Genomic DNA, 20,482 nt, shown 5'->3' with positions numbered 1-20,482 from the left:
GAATTTTATAGTGTATCAATTGTTTTTGACAAGTTCGAATAATATGTTATGATGAATTTTAAACAGCCTGTTTTCTTCTTTCAATCAAAGAGCCGTCGACTGGCCTTATTTCAGGATATTTAACTCGACTTTAAAGTAGAACTTTTCTTTGGTGGAGATATCAAACTCTCTTGTTCCTCTCCCGTTTATGGATTCTAATCGATTGCGTACTGTTATACCTGTGCTCACATTTATATGAACATCTTTCCACAGCCTTGTTCTGAATTCAGGCCCTATATTAATGCGCGAATAGCCCAGTTTATCAAGTTCATAATCGCCCTTTATATCTGGTGTATAATTATATACATTACCATAGGTTGATAATGAGAATCCGACACGCGATTGATCAAAGTGATAATACTGCGATATGTATGCGGGTAGAAACATAAAGGTACCCCAGCGTTCATTTTTATAGGTCAGGCTTAATACCGGCACAAGTAATTCACGACCAAAACGTGTACTAAAGGCAGCACCAAATCCATATTCAAAAAAGGGACTGCTGCGTTTTGACAGAATAGCAGCGGATTGCACAATTAAATCTTCACTGCTTATTTCATTTTTAAAATCAGAGGCCAGCGTAGGTGTTACTGTAGCAACAAGTCTCCACCTGTTTTTTAAAACCTGGGTTAGCCCAAAGGTATAACCAAAAGCATAGAAAGCCTCCTTGTTAATTTCATCATCGATCTCAACCCTGTATGATAAACGATTAAGGTTAACCCGGTTGATCAGGTATGTTTTTTTCTTTTTGATCGGGAATGCAAACTGGAAGGTGGTATTGAACTCTTCCATATAAACATCACCTTTGCTTTCAGAAGCTGTAAATTCTGAGTTACTGTAATTGAAGTAACGGATCGACAAAAGTGGGAATTTTACAAGGCGCTTATAGCTGACAGTGTCTGTTGCGTTCTGAGCCCCGGCACCGCTGCATAAAATTAATAAAGCAGGCACCAGGTAATTTCTTAAAGATATACCAGTCAATTTTCAATAGATAAGAGTTCGGGCTCAAAGAACGTCTTTTACTATTACAGAAAAGGAGCTTTATGTATGAAACGTGATTATTAAATGATGAAGCAGGATGGATATCTCCCATTCTTCGCTTTCAAAAGCTTTGCCTAATTGGCTGTTTTATACAAATCCATGGTGGCATTTAACTCATTCATATAACTCGAAAACGAATGAAAAGTATTATTAATATCCTCAACTGTATTGTTCAGGTCAGACATGGCATTCATCAACTGATCTCCCTCTTCAAGATTTGATTGTGAAGCATACTCAATGGCAGCAAAAATTTCCTGAAACGCATTATTCTGTTCTAAACTTTCATCAAACTGACCACTTATTATCTCATTAACCTCTTCGGTTTTTTTAAGCTCATCATTCAAGGCGTTGAAAATATTCTCAACTTCGCTTACCGATGACGAAATGTTAACCGATAAGTCTCTTACCTCATTGGCCACAACAGCAAAACTACGCCCGTGAATACCCGCTTTGGCAGCCTCAATACCGGCATTCAGAGCCAATAAGTTTGTTTGAGTCGCTATTTCCTTGATCAGCATTACTATGCGGTTAATTTCCTCAGCATGCTTGCTGAGTTTTTCAACGGTCACCGAAAAGTTTTTAATACTTTTTGATGTGGTTTGCAAATTGGCTGTAGTGGCACGCAAAGAATTTTTACTGGTCGTTACTTTATCCTGGATCGTTCTGCTTTGCTCATTAGCATGATAAACCGATGATGTTACCTGCTTCAGTGTCGTATTTAACTTATCGATTGAACCGTCGCTATCCTGCTCATGTCCCGAAAGGTTACCTGCCGTTCCTGATATTACTTTTATCTCACTTACAAATTCGTTAAGCCGCTCAAAGGCCATATTAAAACCATTGGCAATATCGCCAACCGCATCATTGCTTTCAATCTCTATCTTTTGCGAAATATCTCTTTCTGAAATGCTGGCTGCAAGAGAGGACATTTTGAGCAGTTGTTTTATTAAAATCACTTTAACAAACCAGTAACTTACTACGCCAACCGTAATACCGGCCATTATACAGCCAATTAGAAAAAAAGGGAAAAATCCCTCTTTCCATTCAACAAAAAAATTGGCATACACCGGGAAAATGAATCCCATTGCTATGCCAAATCCCATCATATAAGTAAATAGCTTACGCAGTATACTTTTGTTATTTTCTTTCATAGAGTCAGATTTCTATAGCAAAATAACGAATAAGTATTTAGGAAAACAAGCAACTCTATTTCAGTAATTTACCCTCTTAATTACTGTTTTTTGGGGATTCTACAGACAAATAGGTTCATCACTAATGACGTCCTGACTCACTACCGGTATTGTAATCATGACCTTCAGACACCTCTGTTTCAACTATAAACTGCAATTATCACCTTAATGATTCATCCAATCTTTGAAAGCGCTAGCCTTGGCCCGGCTGATCATTATTTTATCATTGAGGTTATTGACAAGCTTCACCACCAGTTTCCCGCTAAAATAGCTCTCAAACTTCTCAATGGCATCAACATTAACAATGGTTTGACGATTGCTCCGGAAGAACATTTCAGGGTCCAGCTCCTCCTCCAGTTTATCCAGGGAAGTACTGAGTATATGTTGTCTTCCTTCATAGGTAACGGCAAAGGTAACGCGCGCATCAAAATAGAAATAAGCAATATCTTCTACACCCAGTTTAAAGAAAGCCTCTCGTTTGGAGATTAAGAATCGCTTACGATATCCACCTTGTGTTTTTGCAATGGAACGGGCCAGTTCCTGATAATCAATATCAGTTGACTTCTTCTTTTCTTCCTCCTCATGCATCTGTAAGGTAAGTTCAATAGCCATCTCAAACTTGCCAATAGCACGTTCAAGGTCTTCTTCTTTTATTGGCTTTAGAAGGTAGTCAATACTGTTAAGATTAAAAGCCTTAAGCGCGTGTTCGTTATAGGCGGTGGTAAATATAATGCCAGTCTCTTTAACCTCTACCTGATCGAAAATAGAAAAACAGTTACCATCGGCCAGTTCAATATCAAGAAATATAATGTGTGGATGCTCATTGGTTTGCAGCCATTCAACTGTTTCACTTACACTTTGCAACATGGTCAGGATATTCCAATCCGGACGCATATCAGCAATCATATCACGTAGCATTTCGCCACTGTGAATCTCATCCTCTACAATAATCACATTAATATCCATATCAATCGACATTATCTATTTGCTCTTTAATCTGCTTAATCAGTGGTAATTCAACCCTAAACTCTTTATCCGTATGTTCAATTACAATCTGCTTGTCTGTCAATAACTCATAGCGTTTCCGCAGGTTACTCAGTCCTGTATTGGTTGAATAGGTTGTTGACTTGGGGTTTATTGAATTCCATACCACAATATAATCATCTTTGGTATATACCTTAATGGTCAGAGGTGATCCTTTGGTCGCCACATTGTGCTTAACAGCATTTTCAATCAGCAATTGCATGCTTAACGGAGGTAGCTGCCAACTATAGTATTTATCATCAACATCAAACTCCCAGATCAATCCGTCTCTTAAACGTTCTTTATGCAAAGCTCCAAAGGCTTTCATAAAACTGATTTCTTCAGAAAGCTTAATAGACGTGTGTTTATTACTTTGTAATACATAGCGATAAACATCTGAGAAATTGATAGCGAAGCGGATGGCTGCATCCTTATCCTGTCTGATAATGGCAATAAGAGTACTCAGGTTGTTGAAGAGGAAATGAGGATTGATCTGATCCTGTAAAGCACGGTAATCCTGCTTTAGTTTATCTTGTTGCAGTCGTTCATTTTCAATCATTACCACCGAAAGACTCTGGTGATAATTAAAGGCAAACAGCAAGATCACATAAATGGTTACAAATAGTATGGAAATGATTATCGCCACATTATAAGCCATATCGGTTAATGGCTTGTCATCTTCCAGCCAGGGCTTGATATAATGTGACATGGCCACAGCAATAACAAACCATATGGCAGAGAAAATCAATAATATAATGATCCGTCCTTTTGTGTGTGTATGCCAGGGATGCTTACAGGCAATAATTTTATTAAAGGCGAAAATTCCTTCGGCAATAAAGAAAAACAACCATATTGAAAACACAAATCCCTTCCAGTCAAATGGTTCTTCTGCAAATAATGTTGATGTTAGTATTAAATAAAATACCGCTCCCATTGCGAATTCAAACAACAGTCGTGTTTTATAATTCACAAACAGAATCGGTTTCCCTTTAAGGAATTTATCATTATAGCAGGTATCGAATTTCTTCATGACAACTAATTAACCCCATTAAATAACGTGCTAAAGGTAATGACTCCTTTTAACTTTTTAAAACGAGTCACTACCTGTTGAGAAACACTATTGATTGTTGTTATTGGCCAGATCAACATTTAACTGACCAATTCCTTTATAGTAAGCTGTTTTAGCTACCTCGTAAGTAGCTAAAGCATTTAATAGTCCTGCGTGAGCCGATAACCAGGAAGCCTGTGCGTTCAATACATCGGTGGTCGTATTCAGGCCGGCTTCAAAACTGGCTGTTACCTCTTCCAGTGATTCAATGGCTTCATCCTTACTTCTTTTGGCAATCTGAATCGCTTCATATGATTCATTGACCTGAATAATATATTGCTGGACCTCCTGCTGAATCAATTCCCGTGTGTCATCCAATTGCAACTGTGCCTGCTGAACGCGCAGTCGAGCAGCATCCTTTTTATGTTTTTTCTCACGCCAGTGAACCAAAGGAATAGATAATTGAGCAGATGCCTGTGTCATTTCCTGTGCATCAACCAGGTTAGGTATCTCTGTATATCCATAACTGATCTGAGCACCTATTTGAGGACGATAAGCACTCATATCGGTCTTCTTCTGAAGTTCCGATATTTCAACCTGACCGCTCAGCATTTTCAGCTCATTACGGTTGCTCAAAGCCTGATTTACACTATTGCTCATCAAAAGCAGTTCTGGATTGGTATTTAGTGAATCACTCGCGTCAATATCAGTATTCAAATCAAGGCCTACGATCTGACACAAGTTCATTTTCATAATCTTCAAGGCATTTTCAGCTCTCATCAGCTGCAACTGTGCTTCATTTTTCTGAACTGTAACTATTAACTGCTCACTCCTGGGTGTCAAACCAAGCTCATACATATCTTTCATTTGCTGTTCGAGTGAATCCAGCATTTCGTAGTACTTATTGGCTACTTTCAGTTGCTCTTTAAAGGCCACCAGCTGCCAATACGCATTATCGGTATTGTATACCACCTGATCGGTTTCAAGCTTATAGTTCTGCCCGGCTATTTCTACACCTTTATCGGCCATTTTATTGGCGTATCTTATTTGACCACCGGCATAAACAGGCACTTGCATAGCCACCTGTCCATTATAGTATTTCAGCTTTTCCGTTTCGAGGCTCATGCCTGCAAAATCGACAGTATTACCGGTTTCTGAACCTCCGGCATCCATAACAGGAAAACTCATTGGCGGTATGCCTATATTATCCATGGAAGGCAGGTACATGGCTGTGGCACTACCATCAATATTAGGCAGGTAAGCAGTGCGTGCTTCTTTACGCTGGGCCTCTGCTTCATCAAATCTTAACTTGGCTGTCTTAAGTGTTTTATTGTACTCCAGGGCCATTTGACGGCTTTGCGAAAGGGACACCAATTGCTGTGCCGATGCTCCCATGCCAACCAGTAAGCCAAGTATTATTATATAGTGTTTCATTTCTTTATTTTTTTAGTAACAAGTATCAAAAACTAAGATGTATGTCGTTTTTCACTTTAAATTAAATGATCGTGCTTCTTTTGTCTGATTTAAAAAATGGAGCCAGCTCAACACCGTTGCACTCAACCGGCTCCACTACTAACCTATACATGAAAAAAAAACGTTTACTCTTCTATTGTTTTTGACTCCTGCTCATTGGCACAACTTAAACTCTTGGTATCAACCTTGTACATCACGGCATATGCCACCGGAACAACAATTAATGTAATAACAGTACCAACCAACAGACCCGACATAATGGCTACCGCCATTGTTTTAAACATTGGATCAAATGCCAGTGGCAGCATACCCAGTATAGTTGTTAACGAGGCCATCATTACCGGGCGGACCCTTGATAATGTCGAGTCAATAATCGCATTGAGTATTTCCTTGCCCTCTGCTATCTGCAGGTTGATCTCGTCCAGCAGTACCACTGCATTTTTTATCATCATACCCATTAAACCTAATGTTCCGATGATTGAGAAAAAGGAGAAGCTCATCTGTGTTATTAAAAAGCCAAATATCACCCCGATAAACGCCAGCGGCATGATCGATAAAATAATAACAGGCTGACGGAAATTATTGAACAATCCGATAATGATGATGATAATAAGCAATGCTGCCAAAGGTAAATTCTCACTTAGTCCTTCATTGGCTTCGTTGCTGTCTTTATATTCACCCAGCCATTCCAGCTTATAGCCCTCAGGCAATGGTATAGCTTCAACCTTATCTTTAAGCTTAAACAACAGCTCGTTTGGCACAACCCCTTCGACCGGATCACATTGTGCCTTAATAGCGCGCTGATTATCATAGCGACGGATCATACTACTCTCCCAGCCTATCGTAATGGAATCAACCAATTGTCCCAAGGCAACACTTTGCGGTAAGCCCGACCATACCGGTATGGATGACAACTGATCAACATCTTTCTCAATGGATTTGTCAAGCTTAAGCATGACAGGTAACTGGTAATCATTACTGTAATAAACACCAACCGGCAATCCTGTGGAAGCAATAGCCAAGGCATTGGAAACATCAGAACGATTCACCATTAACTCACGTGCCTTATCTTGCGAATAAACAGGCTCCAATACCTTTATGGTATTTTTCCAGTCATTTGTCACGAAGCTTGCTGTTGGCTCCTGTCGCATTATATCATTGGCCTGCTCAGCCAGTTGACGTAATACCTTATCATCAGGTCCGCTAAACTTAGCTTCTATTTTAAAGTCACCACCAATGGCGATGTATTCTCTTGAACGGGCAAAAGCTGATGGGTAATTCTCTTCTACATACTTCTGTATCTTTAACATCACCTCTTTGCGAAGATCTGTTTCTTTTGTCGTTACAATTAACTCACCATAGCTAAGGCTCAGTCCGTTCATTGGTCGCATCAGTGTATAACGAACAGGCGTACTGCCCAGGCTGGTTACCACTGATGAAACACCATCCCAACTGCTTAATTCAGCCTGAATAGCATCCAGGTCTTTTTCAACCTGACTAATATCTGAACCCTCAGGCAATCGGTACTCCAGTATGAACTGATCATACTCGGCTCCGGGGAAGAAGTTTTGCTTGACAAACTGGAATGACCAGAATGACATAACCAAAACAACGATTGTCGCTACAATAACGATACTCTTATGCCATAGTGCAAAGCGAATGAATTTTCCAAACACCTGGTAGAACTTACCTCCGTAAGGATCAACTTTCTCACCTTCGTTCCCTTTCTTATCGCGTTTCTTATAGAAATACTGTGCGTGGAAGGGAGTTTGAATCATTGCAAATACCCAACTCACAAATAAGGAGATAGCCAACACGTAGAATAAGGGACGCAGGAACTCACCTGCACCTGTACTGTTAAAGGCCAAAGGCATAAATGCCAGAATAGCTACTAATGTTGCCCCCAGTAATGGGAAAGCTGACTTTTTAGCTGTATTAACGAAAGCCTTTTTACGCTTCATACCTCTGTCCAGATCAACCAGTATACCGTCGGCTACCACTATGGCATTATCAACCAGCATTCCCATGGCAATAATAATGGCCGCAAGTGATACCCTGTGAATTTCTACACCAACAGGCCCCATTACAATAAATGTAGCCAGGATAGTGAATACCAGCCCACTGGCTATCAACAAGCCTGCACGCATGCCCATAGCAAGTAATAGAACAGCAATAACAATGACAACAGACTCTATGAGGTTGACAATAAAATTATCAATTGAATCAGTAACATAATTGTGTTGATAAAACACCTTGTTACACTCTATACCTACAGGCAGTTCGGCCTGTAGTTCAGCCACACGGGCTTCAACAGCCTCTCCCAGGGTAATAACATTACCACCTTTCTCCATTGACACGGCCAAACTAATGGCTTCTTTACCATTGAACTTTAGCTTCTGCAGTGTTGGTTCATAAAACTCTCGTTCAACTTTGGCCACCTGACCCAATCGATAACGACCACCATTAGGTAACTTAACTTCAAAATTGCGGATCTCATCCAGGCTTTGAAATTTGTTTCCGATACTGATACGAATACGTTCAGTGCCCGATACAAATGAACCAGGATTAACAATAGAGCCCTGATCATTAAATGCCTGGAAGATCATCATTGGATTGATCCCCAGCGAAGCGAAATATTCATTATCAAAAGTGATGTTAACAACCTCGGTGCGTTTGCCAAATACCTCTATCCGCTTTACGCCGTCAACCAGCATCAACTCCTGCTTGACCCAATCAACATAGTCCTGAAACTCATGGTAATCATAGCCATCGTTAGAGACTGCCAGAAATATTCCTGACACATCACCAAAGTCATCATTAATGATAGGCTCTCCTGCACCTGCCGGTAAACTTCCTTTTACATCATTTATTTTACGGCGCAGGTGATCCCACAACTGAGGCATTTCCTTGGTTTTGGTACCTGACTTAATAGTAATGGTAATTTCAGACATACCCGCGATTGAGCGTGATTCAAGAAAATCAATATTCTCTAATCGCTGAATGGCTTTTTCCAATACATCTGTAACTTCACGGTCCACCTCATCGGCAGAAGCTCCCGGATACTGCGTAATAACAACCGCAGCTTTTACCGGAATTTCAGGATCTTCGAGCTTTCCAATTGAGTCGAAAGAAAAAACTCCTCCTACAACAACTGCCACGAAAATAAAGCTCAAAAATGCTTTTTGAGATAATATCTTGTCTAACATGTTCTGAGCTTAATTATAAATTGTTATTGGTTAAAACTCTTACTTCTTGATTTTCAACCAGACTATGAACACCTGCGACTACAACTACCTCATTGCCATTTAATCCTGAAGTAACGGAAATTGAACCCAAATTCTCAATCATCTGCACCTTCACTTCCTGACTAACTACTTTACCAGATGACTGATCATAAACCCAAACGTATTTTTTTCCTTGCTTTTCAAACACTGATTCGACCGGTATGATCACGGTATGATTATTATTAGCTGCCATGGTAATACGCACCTTAACCGACATACCTGGTTTTAATTCTTTCATATCTGAATTATTCACTTTCAGACGAACATCAAACATATCGTTACCGTTGGCTTTCTCATTTACAGAAAGTACTTCCGCCGGCACACCATAGGCATTAGCATTGGCTACATCAACCAATATCTTACTGAAATTTTTGGCTTTATTGACCTTACTTTCTGGCAATCCAAAGCTAACTTCCAAATAGCTTACATCAAGCAAAGAAAATATTGGCTGACCTGGTGCTACATTCTCATAATTGCTTATTTGCTTACGGTAAACATATCCCTCAAACGGAGCCTTTAATTCAGTGTCATTTAAAGCATTCTGAGCAGCTTCATAAGCACTCTTTGCAGCTAAATAACCGGCTTCAAGTCGCTCAAGTGTATTAATTGGCAGCTTGTTTTTCTTATAAAGCTCCTGATACCTGGCGTACTCTCCTTCAACCTGCAGATACTGAGCCTTAGCCGACTGCAATTGAATTTTGTAATCACGAGGATCAATTCGCGCAATGACCTGGTTCTTTTTAACGTAGTCACCCTCATCTACAAGTACGTTATAGACCTGACCTCCTACTTTAAATGCCGCATTGACTTCCTTTTTTTCCTTAAGCTGGCCATGAAATACAAGTTCCTCTTCACTTTCTCTTGTTCCCAATTGCTCAACCTTCACATAGCGCGGGGCTATTTGTTTAGTTTCTTCTTTTGAACCACAACTAACCATACTTATTGCAACAACTATCAGTGCAATCAACAACGGTAATGTTTGTTTTCTCATGATTTAAATATCCTGTTAGTAATACTCTGTTTCAATGAATAATTTGTTTCCATTTGCAAAAGTATCGGATAAACAAGGACGAGTGGTTAGTATTTGCGTGAAGCTGCAATTACTCTGCACCAAGCGGTAAGTCTATTGCATTAAGCGATGGGTGCAGTAATGAAAATGGCCTTAATCATCTGTGATTAAGGCCATTTTTAGAAGTATAAATTCGTTTATTTAGCAAATCGCATTCGGTAGCGGGGTGATATTTTCCCCTCTGCAATCTTGTTTAATTTTCCTTTGATCAGTCGTTTGGCTATTCCTGATAAATGGTCTACATATAAAATACCTTCGGTATGATCGTATTCGTGTTGAATAACCCGGGCATTATACCCCGAAAAGGTTTTAGTATGCTTATTGAAATCTCTGTCGTAATACTCCATTTCAATGGACCATGGACGCTCCACCTCACCTGTAATATCAGGCAGACTGAGACAACCTTCATTATCAGCCCATACTTCTTCCGACTCTCCAATGATCTGAGCATTGATAAAGGTTTCTTTGATGGGAGCTTCATCTTCAAATAAGTCTTCCTTATCTTCATCATTCATTCCCTCATATACCTGCTCGGTATCAACTACGAACAATCGAATGGGCTTATTCACCTGCGGAGCTGCCAGGCCAACTCCATTGGTTTCATACATGGTTTCCCACATGCTGTCAATTAGTGTTGCCAAACCCTCATAATCCTTCGTTATTTCGTCACACACCTTGCGTAGCACTTTGGTGCCATATGCCGTAATTGCTAATGCCATTGTTTCAATTTTATTTTTTCAGCTGCAAAAATAGTCTTTTTAGCATAAACCAAAGTTTTGCCGAAAAGTTTATTTTTAAGGTGAGAGATTTGCCGTAATGCAGAATACCTGTTAAATAAACTGTTTATTCGTTTTAAGGCCTCAATGATTAATCCGTGACGCAACGTTCTTTATAGTGTATATGTCAAGCCCTAAACCTCTCATCGCTCATCTCTCATCTCTCACCGCTCACCGCTCATCTAAAACACCCCGTACAGCACTAAATCATGACCGCCTTAATATTTCTCACACTTAAACAGAGCAATTCACCGGAGATAATTGTTACATTTAAAAACATACATGAAATCGTTATTCCGCTTTCGAAAATGTTGTATATGGTATAACCAAACAATTAGATTAAACAATGAATCTGACCTTTAATGACAATATAAATGGATTGTTCTCTGTTTCGCATGCCGGTAAATGGCGGGACAGAAACATTGAAAGATCAATAAGTAACTATGTTATTCTAATGAACTTTGGAGAATCAATACATCTTCAGGTGGATTTTGAAAAACATGAGATAAGGAAGAACCAGCTCTGCTTTATTAATCCCGGTTCTTATATGGCTTCATTTGAGTTTAAAGATGATCAGCATTTTATCATCGAATTCAATTCGGCATTCTACTGTCTCGATCTGCATGATAAGGAAGTTTCATGCAATGGATTACTTTTTGGAGCCCTGCCAGCTTTTCCGGTTATTACGGCCACAGATGAGGAAGCCAATGATCAGCTTGTACTTATCAATACCATCAAAAAGGAATTTGACCTTCCTGACACCACGCAGGGCGATATGTTAAGATTACTGCTTAAACGCCTGATCATTATTTGTGTTAGAATTGCCCGCAGTCAGCTGTTCTCCAACTCAGCTCCCCTGACAGAGGATACCGATATGATCAGAAAGTTTCAGGCACTGGTCGAAAAAAACTTCAGGGATAAACATAAAGTGGCCGATTATGCTGAACTGATGTTCAAATCCCCCAAGACTCTATCCAATACCTTCAAAAAACTAAGCGGTGTTAATCCTCTGCAAATCATCCAGGAACGAATCATCCTTGAAGCCAAAAGGTTATTATTCTACACCGATAAAACCATCAAGGAAATCACCTTTGAACTTGGCTTTGAAGAACCCGCTCACTTCAGCCGTTTATTTAAGAAGCTGACGGGAGAAAGTCCATCGCAATTTCAGGCAGATCTTACTAAAGGGTCAATCGCAAACACCGAATAGAGAGGGCTCCTTTTTGTAAAAAAAGGATCAATAAAAGGGTACTTTTCATCACTAAAGGAAATATTGGTAAGCAGGCAGGAAAAATCATTAACGCTCCTTCCTGCCGCCTGCCGCATCTTTGCATTGTAAGTTTTAATAACCATTAAAAATTAAATACGATGACAAAGATTAATGTACCAACACGCGAGCAAGTCGATACGAAAGCTCAATCAATTTTTGATGTATTGCAGAAGAACCTGGGCATGGTGCCTAATCTCTATGCTACCATTGCTTATTCATCTGATACACTGGAAGCATACCTAAGCTATTCAGGGGCTATTGGAAATTCAAGTTTTTCGAAGAAAGAAACAGAGGCCATTAAACTGGCTGTTTCACAAGAAAACGAATGTGAGTATTGTACTGCTGCCCATACGGCGATTGCAAAGATGAATGGATTCACAGAAGAAGAAACCATCTCCATCCGCTCAGGGAAAGTAGCTGACCTTAAATTAAACGTACTGGTAAATACAGCCATTGAAACAGCCAGGGAAAGAGGCCGACTTAGTGACGAAACGAAAGAAGCCTTTTTTGCTCAGGGATTTGACAACAAAGCACTGATTGACCTGATTGCTGTTGTGAATGTGGTAAGTTTTACCAATTTCATTCACAATGCAACCAAAGTAGAAGTAGACTTTCCGGCTGTTCCTGCATTAAACAAACAAGTTGCATAATTAAACCTCTTTATATCACACCCATGAAACGAACCATGAGAAAATTATCTCTGACAAGGATATGATTAAGATGGTGAGTTCCATGTGACCATTAAACTTTAAAATTTAAGACACATGAAATCATTAAAAATTCTCTTTATGGCACTTTTAGGGATCACATTGATCACCGCGTGCGACGACGATGATAACTCATCAGGCAATGGCAATTTAAACTTAAATATCAGCGGTCTTGAAGATTTAGGTGCTGATTACATATACGAAGGTTGGATAATAGTTGACGGACAAGCATTAACAACCGGTACGTTCAGGGTCGATGCCGGCGGTAAATTGTCGCAAAGCTCTTTTTCTTTAGACCGCGAAGATCTGGAAAACTCAAGTGCATTTGTACTGACTATAGAGCCGTTTCCTGATTCTGACCCGGCACCTAGTAAAGTTCATATTCTTGCCGGTGATATTTCTTCCGGAAAAGCAACTTTAAGTGTCGATCATGGTGCAGCCCTGGGCACTGATTTTACATCAGCCATGGGTAAATACATTTTAGCAACCCCTACAGATGGCATGAACAATAACGAAAACAGTGGTGTATGGTTCTTAGATCCTTCGTCTGGTGCACCTGCTGCGGGATTAAGCTTACCGGCTTTACCTGAAGGCTGGATTTATGAGGGTTGGGCAGTTATTGACGGGCAACCGGTTACAACGGGTAAATTCAGCTCTGTGAGCGCTGCCGATAATGCTGCTCCATTCAGCGGTTCACAGCAAGGCCCTCCTTTCCCGGGAGAAGATTTTGTTGAAAATGCCCCTGATGGTCTGATATTTCCGACAGATCTGGCCGGTGGTAAGGCTGTTATATCTGTCGAGCCTGTTCCTGACAATAGTGAGGCTCCGTTTCTATTAAAACCATTACTGGGTGATATTCCGCAGGATGCTGCTGATCATACCGTATACTCTTTAGCTAATATAGCAGGTGACACTAATCCTGCCGGTAGCGTTAATATTTCTCTTTAATAATTAAACTATATACGTTCCACCACGCAAGGAGGCTGTCTAAAGTTTGAGTTTCTCGCAAAGTGCGATAGTTATCACACTTTGCGAGAAATAGTTTTATTTTGGACAGCCTCTTTTTTATATCCCTGACTCCTGTCATGCACCAAAAGCACTTACGAAAATTGTTACATCATGAGAATTGACCTGTAGAAAGTCTATATTTGCCGCTGAAAATCAAAGAACCTGTTAACTTAAACACATGAAACATATTATCAGCGTTATTCTCATGGCAACACTCTATTGCAGTGCCTATTGCCAGGATTTAAACACGGAGAGTCAGCAAATTATTGAGGCATTTATCGAACACATTAAAACTGATGATGTCGAGGTATTAAAAACGAAAATTGCCTATCCTCTAAAAAGAGAATATCCTTTGCCGCATATTAACAATACCGCTGAATTTCAAAAATACTATCACATCCTTTTTGATACTTCTTTGAAAGACCGGATTGTCAGCTCTGATATTCAGAAAGACTGGTCTGTTGTGGGAAGCGAGGGCATCATGTTTGGTAATGGACTGCTTTGGCTTAATCATAAAGGACAAGTGATCGCTCTTAACTATCAATCGGAAGAAGAAGCTGGTATCAAAGATGAAATAATAAATAAAAACCGGCTTAACATCCATGAAAGCCTGAGAGACTTTGCCAATCCTGCCTATACACTTACAACCAAAAAGTTCATCGTTAGGATTGACAAGATGGCTGATGGACAATACCGCTATGCCTCATGGACCGCCAACTCTGACATGACTCAAAAGCCTGACCTGGTTCTTTTCAACGGAAAAATGAGTTATGATGGCAGTGGTGGCAATCATTCATATCAGTTTAAAAATGGCATCTATACTTACGAAGTATATGTATTTGTTATTGGCACTGAAGATAGTCACGATGCGGAATTAAACGTTTATAAAAATAGCGACAGAATAGTTAATCAGCCTTCTATCAGCAAAAAGACCCAATTACCCTTTACATCTGATCAATTATTAATCAGTACTAAGCAGGCAGGGATCTTTAAGATTGGTGATCAGATACCCGGCACTGATTCTTTGGATAAACAACTGTCTGTTCGCAAGGAAAACCAGATCAGGTACACTGAAGATGGTGAAGTGGAAGAGCCTTTTTATATCTATTCATACAATGGTATTGACCTGCTAAAGCTAAAGCCGGCTTACGACTACAATATAGCAGAATATACCAACACCATTGGCCAGATCTATGTACTATCAGATGAATTTACAACCAGTAAAGGCGTTGGTGTTGGCACCACTATCCGTACTTTTATCTCAAAATACCCCGACTATTCTCTTTGGTACACATACATTAGTGGTATGTATGTTATCGATAGTAATGAACTGAAAGCGCAGTTCTTACTTGATGAAAATGATCTGATCGGTTCGCCGGAAATCAAAGGAGATATGACCATACTTAAGCCATCTGATTTTAAAGAAGGTGCACAGGTAAAGACAATTCGTTTGTTTTAACAGATATAATGGACTTTTATTACCAGGTTTGTGGGTCTGTGGATTTAAAATAACAAAGGCAGAGACACAAAGGCGCAGAGGACTATGGTTTCCGGTATACAACAAGAGGCTGTCCAAATTTTAAGTTTCACGCTAAGGCCGCTAAGAATTACGCCAAGACAACAAAGTATATGATGTTATTTTTCAACACTTTGCGTGCTCTGCGTTTTTCTTTGTTTGCGTTCTTTGCGAGCCATATCCTTCATTTTGGACATCCTCGTCATTTTCTTACTGAAAAGCAATTAACAATAGTTGCATTAATCACTAGAATCTACTCCTGCATCTCAAGAAATTCCTCCAGTGCCTGCTTGTTTTTAGTATAGGAAAGTTTGGCAACAACCATGTGGTACTTTACCTTATCTGAAACATAAGGGTAAGCCATCTTGGCAAATTTTAGTTTAGCGCCATCCAGGTTAAATACTGACATCACATCAATAACCTGTGCTGTGCTGATATGGCCTTTTTCCATTAAAAACTCATTGGCCATTTCAACAGCTTTGCCACCTGTATTCATTTCCTGTTCAATATCCTTTTTCAGGGTAACAACATCGCTATAGCTTAATTCTGCAACTTTCGCTGTTTCTTTCGTTGCTTTGGCTTCAACAGTCTTTACCGAATCTTTAGCTGCCTTTGGCTCAACATATGATGTGCTTTTTATGTCTATCGTATCAAACACAAGTGACTGTAGCGTTAATACATGCAGAACATTGGTAAAATCAAGGCTTACTTCTTCTCCGTTGGGTTTAATATTAATTGAAAACGAATAGGATTTACCAGGCATTATTACATCACCTTTTTTAACCACTTCCGCTTCTCCCCCGCTTACATTCAGTTTGCTAAGGTCAACTTGCCCAACTTTGTCCGATGCCCCGTTAAATAAGCATTTAACGTTGACATAAACCCTGTCGGGGTAGGTATTATACTCCATTATCTTCAGTGCAAAGGCATCAACGGTTTTGATGGCCTTTTCGCTGACAATAAATGGATCAACATCTAAAGGTTTAGCCGGCATAGCATAACTAAATCCATTTAAACTGAGCTTCAGAAAGTCACTGTTGGCCTGCACAGGAGGTTTTACCCTGAACTGGTTAAAGATCGTCTTCGCTTCTGTTGGTCTTAATACATATTCGGATGACGCAGGTTTTATCTGCCCTTTATTCTGCTCAAGGCTGGCCTGACTCCTGTCAATAAACAATATGCCATCACCCTGGTTCTTTACCTTGTAGTTGATGTAGTAATTAGTACTTGACGAACTTACTTTTTCGAAGGTTATATTAACCGACTCCTTGTTAATTTCCCCTGGTAAATTGTAAGTTACCTTTTGTGCGTTTACGATGCCGGCCAACAAGACCACCACCATCAGCAGCATGTTTCTTTTCATACAGTTGTTGTTAGTATACAATTGCAATTGTATTTGTTAGTAGGGCGGCAAATATACTAATATTACTAAATGAAACGACAAGGTATTGAAGTGCCGGATGCTCCTGATTTATTGTATCTGACAGATCGTGCGACATCTATAAAAAAAAGAAACATTATTAAAGCACTTTCTTCACGGTAAACCAAAACTCAGACCCTTTTCCAGACTCACTGACAACGCCAATTTCACCGCCATTCTTTTCGGCAAATTCCTTACAGATAATCAGCCCCAACCCTGTACCTTTTTCTCCTTCAGTACCATCGGTTTTTAATTTTTTATCAATGCAGAATAAGCGATCCTGATCTTCAGGAGCAATGCCAACACCGGTGTCTCGTATACTGATTTTCAGCATGCCATCGCTGTCTGCAACACTATAAAATACCTTACCTCCTGAAGATGTAAACTTAAGCGCATTACCCGAAATATTTCGAATGATCGTATTGATGGTATTACGGTCGCCCCTGGCCATCAACTCTTCAGGAAACTCATTTACCAGGCTTATCTGCTTTTTGCCGGCAGCCGGTGTATACAGGTTGATATTCTCATTAATAAGAGCACTTAGATTAAATGGCTTTGTTTCAAACTCTATTTTTCCCCTTTGTGAACGCGACCAGGTCAGCAGATTCTCCAATAACAGGTATATACTTTTAACGGAATGATTAATGCGGGTAACGGCATCACGCTTATCTTCGTCATCTGCAATTTCGTAACTATCATTCAACATGTTGCTGATTGACATTAGACTGGTAAAGGGATTTTTCAGGTCATGCGAAATAATGGAGAAAAACTTATCCTTGGTAATATTCATTTGTCGCAGGTTATCCTGCGATAACTTCAATTGCTGATTGGTATGCCTGATCTTTTCATTTTGCGCTTTCAACAGTTTGTTCATCCTCACTTTCAGCAGGAAGCGATAAATAAATACTATAATAACCAATACGACTATCAATTCTAAGATCAGAAACCAGGTGGTTTGCCAAAATGGCGGTTTGATTGTTATTCCCAACCGGGCCATTCTATCGCTCCAAATTCCGTCGCTATTGGTATTGATAATCCTGAACTCATAATTACCGGGTTTAACATTGGCAAAAGAAACATAGTTACGAAGCCCGGCTTTGTTCCATTTTTTATCCATTGGTGACAACTGGAAAGCATACTGTGTTTTACCTGGAAATAAATGATTTAATCCGGAGTACTCAATAGCAAAAAAGCGCTGCGAATAATCCAGCTCAATATGATCCATATAACTAATGTTACGTGCAATCACAAATTGACTGTCTGATTCTACAACCGCTCTTTCAGCATCGATTAAGGGCGACACTTTTACTTCATTACCCAATATTTCCAGGCGCGTGATTACAGCTTGTGAAACATGCTCATTTGTTTTTATCAATCCTGGATTTAGCACATTCAATCCGTAAACACCACCAAAATACATCTTCCCTGATGCTCCCTTATGAAATGCGCCTCCGTTGAACTCGTTACTTTGCAAACCATCACTGACATCAAAATTACGGCACTTCAGTGTCGTTGGATTGATACAACAAATACCATGGTTCGTACTTAACCACAGGTCTCCTCTCTCATCAGGAAGTATGCTGTAAATAACTTCATTGGGTAAACCATCTTTCATTCCCAACACCTTAACATCACCAGTTTGCGGATGTAAAACATTCAGACCTTCGTTGGTCCCTACCCATATTCGTCCTTTGTTATCCTGATGCAAGCTGAATACGATATTATTACTCAAACGCTTTCCATCTTCAGCCTGGCTTGTGTAATGAGTAAATTCAAATGAGTCAGGATCCAGCTTGTTAAGGCCTCCCCCATAAGTTCCAATCCAGAGTTGACCTTCCTTATCTTCAATAATACTGGCATATACAAAGTTATTCGATAAGGAATTGGGATTACCGGCCTCATAATAAAATTGCCTGAAAGTTCCCTTTTGCTTATCAAACAGGTTTAAACCGTTTTGCGTTCCTACCCATAATTGTCCCCGGCTATCTTCAAATACAACACGAACTGAATTATCTGAGATGGATGCATCATCTCCTTTATTGACCATATATTTGGTGAAACTAGATTCGGATGGATCGTATCGATTTAATCCTCCGCCGTTGGTACCTACCCATATCGTACCATCGCTGTCTTCAAAAACTTCTCTTACCGTATTATGAGACAAAGATTTATCATCATCTGGGATATTGGAAAAAGTGACGAAGGAATTGGATTTAGGGCAATAACGGCAAAGCCCCTTATCATTGGTTCCAATCCATAAACAACTGTCTTGTGCCTCAAATACAGACCAGATAAAGTTACTGGGCAAACTGTTTGCATTAAGTGGATTATGCTTTATCAAATCAAATTTATTGGCTGCCGGATGAAATATATTAATTCCGGCCCCATAGGTTCCCAACCATATATTACCACTGTTTTCGTCTTCATAAATACAGTTGAACGCATTCTGATTAATACTCTCATTATCGGTTGGGTTATGGATACACTTTGTAAGCTCCAGGTGTTTATTAATGACAAACAAACCATCGCCATGCGTTGCATACCAAACGGTATTAGTAGCATCAATTAATAGTGATTTGCCTGTGTTTATGGCCAGGCTGTTGGTTGTATTGTCTGTACCCGCCATCTTTTTAAGCCACCCTTTATCAACGTGCTTGCACCATAATCCCTCTCGGGCATTGATCCATAGATGACTATTTTGATCCAGAGCAATACTTTCGATGCCCTTAACACGCGCAATTATATCCTGACCATTTGTTTCAGACGCTGAAATATCGACTACCCTGACATATTTCATTGATGCCACATAGAGTTTGGGGTAATCTACTGCCACATTTAAACAAAACTGATCCATTATTTTCTCAAGATGCATATCAGATTTGAGCAGAAAAAGGCCATTGGAAGCGGCTATTAACAGGTCTTCTCCGTACGGCACAATGGCATTCACCTCATCTACAGTCGAATAGTTCAGACAGGCTAAGGATTTATTATCAAACAGTGACAAGCCATTTTTAGTACCTGCCACCATTGACGAATTATAGGCCTGTAAACAGGTAATTGTATCGTTATTGATTGAATTATCCTGGTTGGTCCTGAAGTTGGTAAATACTTCGCTGGCCGGATTAAAATGTGATAATCCATTACGTGAGCCAAACCACAGCTGGCCATCGGCATCTTCTTCAATATGCTCGATCCATTTGTAACAGATACTATTGGGATTCTTTACATCGGTGCGGTAGATGGTAAAGTGATAACCGTCATAACGATTTAAACCATCTTCGGTTCCAAACCACATAAAACCCTTGCTGTCTTTTTTAATACAATAAACAGAACTGAGGGACAGGCCATCATTAATGGTGATACTCTGAAAGCGCATCGGCGAATCCTGCGCAAAGCACAAACCTGTACTTAGCGCAAAGAGAATTATAAAACAGACTTTGTTCATAAATAACTGGGTTAGTCGCATAAATTTACTCATTCATTCGCTGGAAACCAAGAGATTATTCATTGACATGAACGGTCGAACTGCTCAATTGTCGAACTGCTCAACTGTCGAATTGTCGAACTGATCAATAGTCGAACTGTCGAATTGAACATCGAACATCCAAACATCCCCACATC

General features: G+C 39.8%; 14 protein-coding genes. 4 read left to right on the top strand and 10 right to left on the bottom strand.

Annotation, left to right across the window (positions count from 1 at the left end):
* Positions 1-105: 105 nt before the first annotated feature.
* The 8 genes from ACRD69_RS12870 to def form a co-directional block, all read right to left on the bottom strand.
* Positions 106-987: a DUF6268 family outer membrane beta-barrel protein gene (locus tag ACRD69_RS12870; RefSeq protein WP_430815504.1), complete on the bottom strand. Its 882-nt coding sequence runs from the start codon at positions 985-987 to the stop codon at positions 106-108.
* Between the two features lie 164 nt (positions 988-1,151).
* Positions 1,152-2,228, bottom strand: coding sequence for a methyl-accepting chemotaxis protein (locus ACRD69_RS12865; RefSeq protein ID WP_430815503.1), 1,077 nt, complete (start codon positions 2,226-2,228; stop codon positions 1,152-1,154).
* A gap of 204 nt (positions 2,229-2,432) precedes the next feature.
* Positions 2,433-3,233 carry a LytR/AlgR family response regulator transcription factor gene (locus tag ACRD69_RS12860; RefSeq protein ID WP_430815502.1) on the bottom strand — a complete coding sequence of 267 codons (801 nt, stop codon included), beginning with the start codon at positions 3,231-3,233 and terminating at the stop codon, positions 2,433-2,435.
* A 1-nt stretch (position 3,234) separates the two neighbouring features.
* On the bottom strand, positions 3,235-4,320 hold the full coding sequence (locus ACRD69_RS12855) for a sensor histidine kinase (protein WP_430815501.1): 1,086 nt from the start codon (positions 4,318-4,320) through the stop codon (positions 3,235-3,237).
* An 87-nt stretch (positions 4,321-4,407) separates the two neighbouring features.
* The gene (locus ACRD69_RS12850) at positions 4,408-5,772 is read right to left on the bottom strand and encodes a TolC family protein (protein ID WP_430815500.1); all 1,365 of its coding nucleotides are present in this window, start codon (positions 5,770-5,772) and stop codon (positions 4,408-4,410) included.
* Positions 5,773-5,936: 164 nt separating this feature from the next.
* Complete coding sequence (locus ACRD69_RS12845; RefSeq protein ID WP_430815499.1) at positions 5,937-9,017, bottom strand: efflux RND transporter permease subunit; 3,081 nt, start codon at positions 9,015-9,017, stop codon at positions 5,937-5,939.
* 13 nt (positions 9,018-9,030) lie between these two features.
* Positions 9,031-10,086, bottom strand: a complete 1,056-nt coding sequence (locus ACRD69_RS12840; protein WP_430815498.1) for an efflux RND transporter periplasmic adaptor subunit — start codon at positions 10,084-10,086, stop codon at positions 9,031-9,033.
* Between the two features lie 215 nt (positions 10,087-10,301).
* The gene (gene def / locus ACRD69_RS12835; protein ID WP_430815497.1) at positions 10,302-10,883 is read right to left on the bottom strand and encodes a peptide deformylase; all 582 of its coding nucleotides are present in this window, start codon (positions 10,881-10,883) and stop codon (positions 10,302-10,304) included.
* A gap of 403 nt (positions 10,884-11,286) precedes the next feature.
* On the opposite strand from def, the gene ACRD69_RS12830 reads away from it, so the two are divergent.
* From ACRD69_RS12830 to ACRD69_RS12815, 4 genes are all read left to right on the top strand, one after another.
* Positions 11,287-12,150, top strand: coding sequence for a helix-turn-helix domain-containing protein (locus ACRD69_RS12830; RefSeq protein WP_430815496.1), 864 nt, complete (start codon positions 11,287-11,289; stop codon positions 12,148-12,150).
* 158 nt (positions 12,151-12,308) lie between these two features.
* On the top strand, positions 12,309-12,860 hold the full coding sequence (locus ACRD69_RS12825) for a carboxymuconolactone decarboxylase family protein (protein ID WP_430815495.1): 552 nt from the start codon (positions 12,309-12,311) through the stop codon (positions 12,858-12,860).
* 114 nt (positions 12,861-12,974) lie between these two features.
* Entirely contained in the window at positions 12,975-13,865 is an 891-nt protein-coding gene (locus ACRD69_RS12820; RefSeq protein ID WP_430815494.1) for a hypothetical protein, read from the top strand.
* A 238-nt stretch (positions 13,866-14,103) separates the two neighbouring features.
* The gene (locus ACRD69_RS12815; RefSeq protein ID WP_430815493.1) at positions 14,104-15,384 is read left to right on the top strand and encodes a hypothetical protein; all 1,281 of its coding nucleotides are present in this window, start codon (positions 14,104-14,106) and stop codon (positions 15,382-15,384) included.
* A gap of 310 nt (positions 15,385-15,694) precedes the next feature.
* Here ACRD69_RS12815 and ACRD69_RS12810 read toward each other — a convergent pair whose 3' ends face one another.
* Together ACRD69_RS12810 and ACRD69_RS12805 are read right to left on the bottom strand one after the other, a co-directional pair.
* Positions 15,695-16,804: a proline and serine-rich protein 1 family protein gene (locus tag ACRD69_RS12810; protein WP_430815492.1), complete on the bottom strand. Its 1,110-nt coding sequence runs from the start codon at positions 16,802-16,804 to the stop codon at positions 15,695-15,697.
* Between the two features lie 157 nt (positions 16,805-16,961).
* The gene (locus ACRD69_RS12805; protein ID WP_430815491.1) at positions 16,962-20,306 is read right to left on the bottom strand and encodes a two-component regulator propeller domain-containing protein; all 3,345 of its coding nucleotides are present in this window, start codon (positions 20,304-20,306) and stop codon (positions 16,962-16,964) included.
* Positions 20,307-20,482: the final 176 nt, after the last annotated feature.

It is taken from the genome of Carboxylicivirga agarovorans (assembly GCF_050589845.1).
Classification (GTDB): domain Bacteria; phylum Bacteroidota; class Bacteroidia; order Bacteroidales; family Marinilabiliaceae; genus Carboxylicivirga; species Carboxylicivirga agarovorans.
The sequence above is the reverse complement of the archived record's forward strand: the minus strand, read 5'-3'. Positions and strand labels throughout refer to the sequence as shown.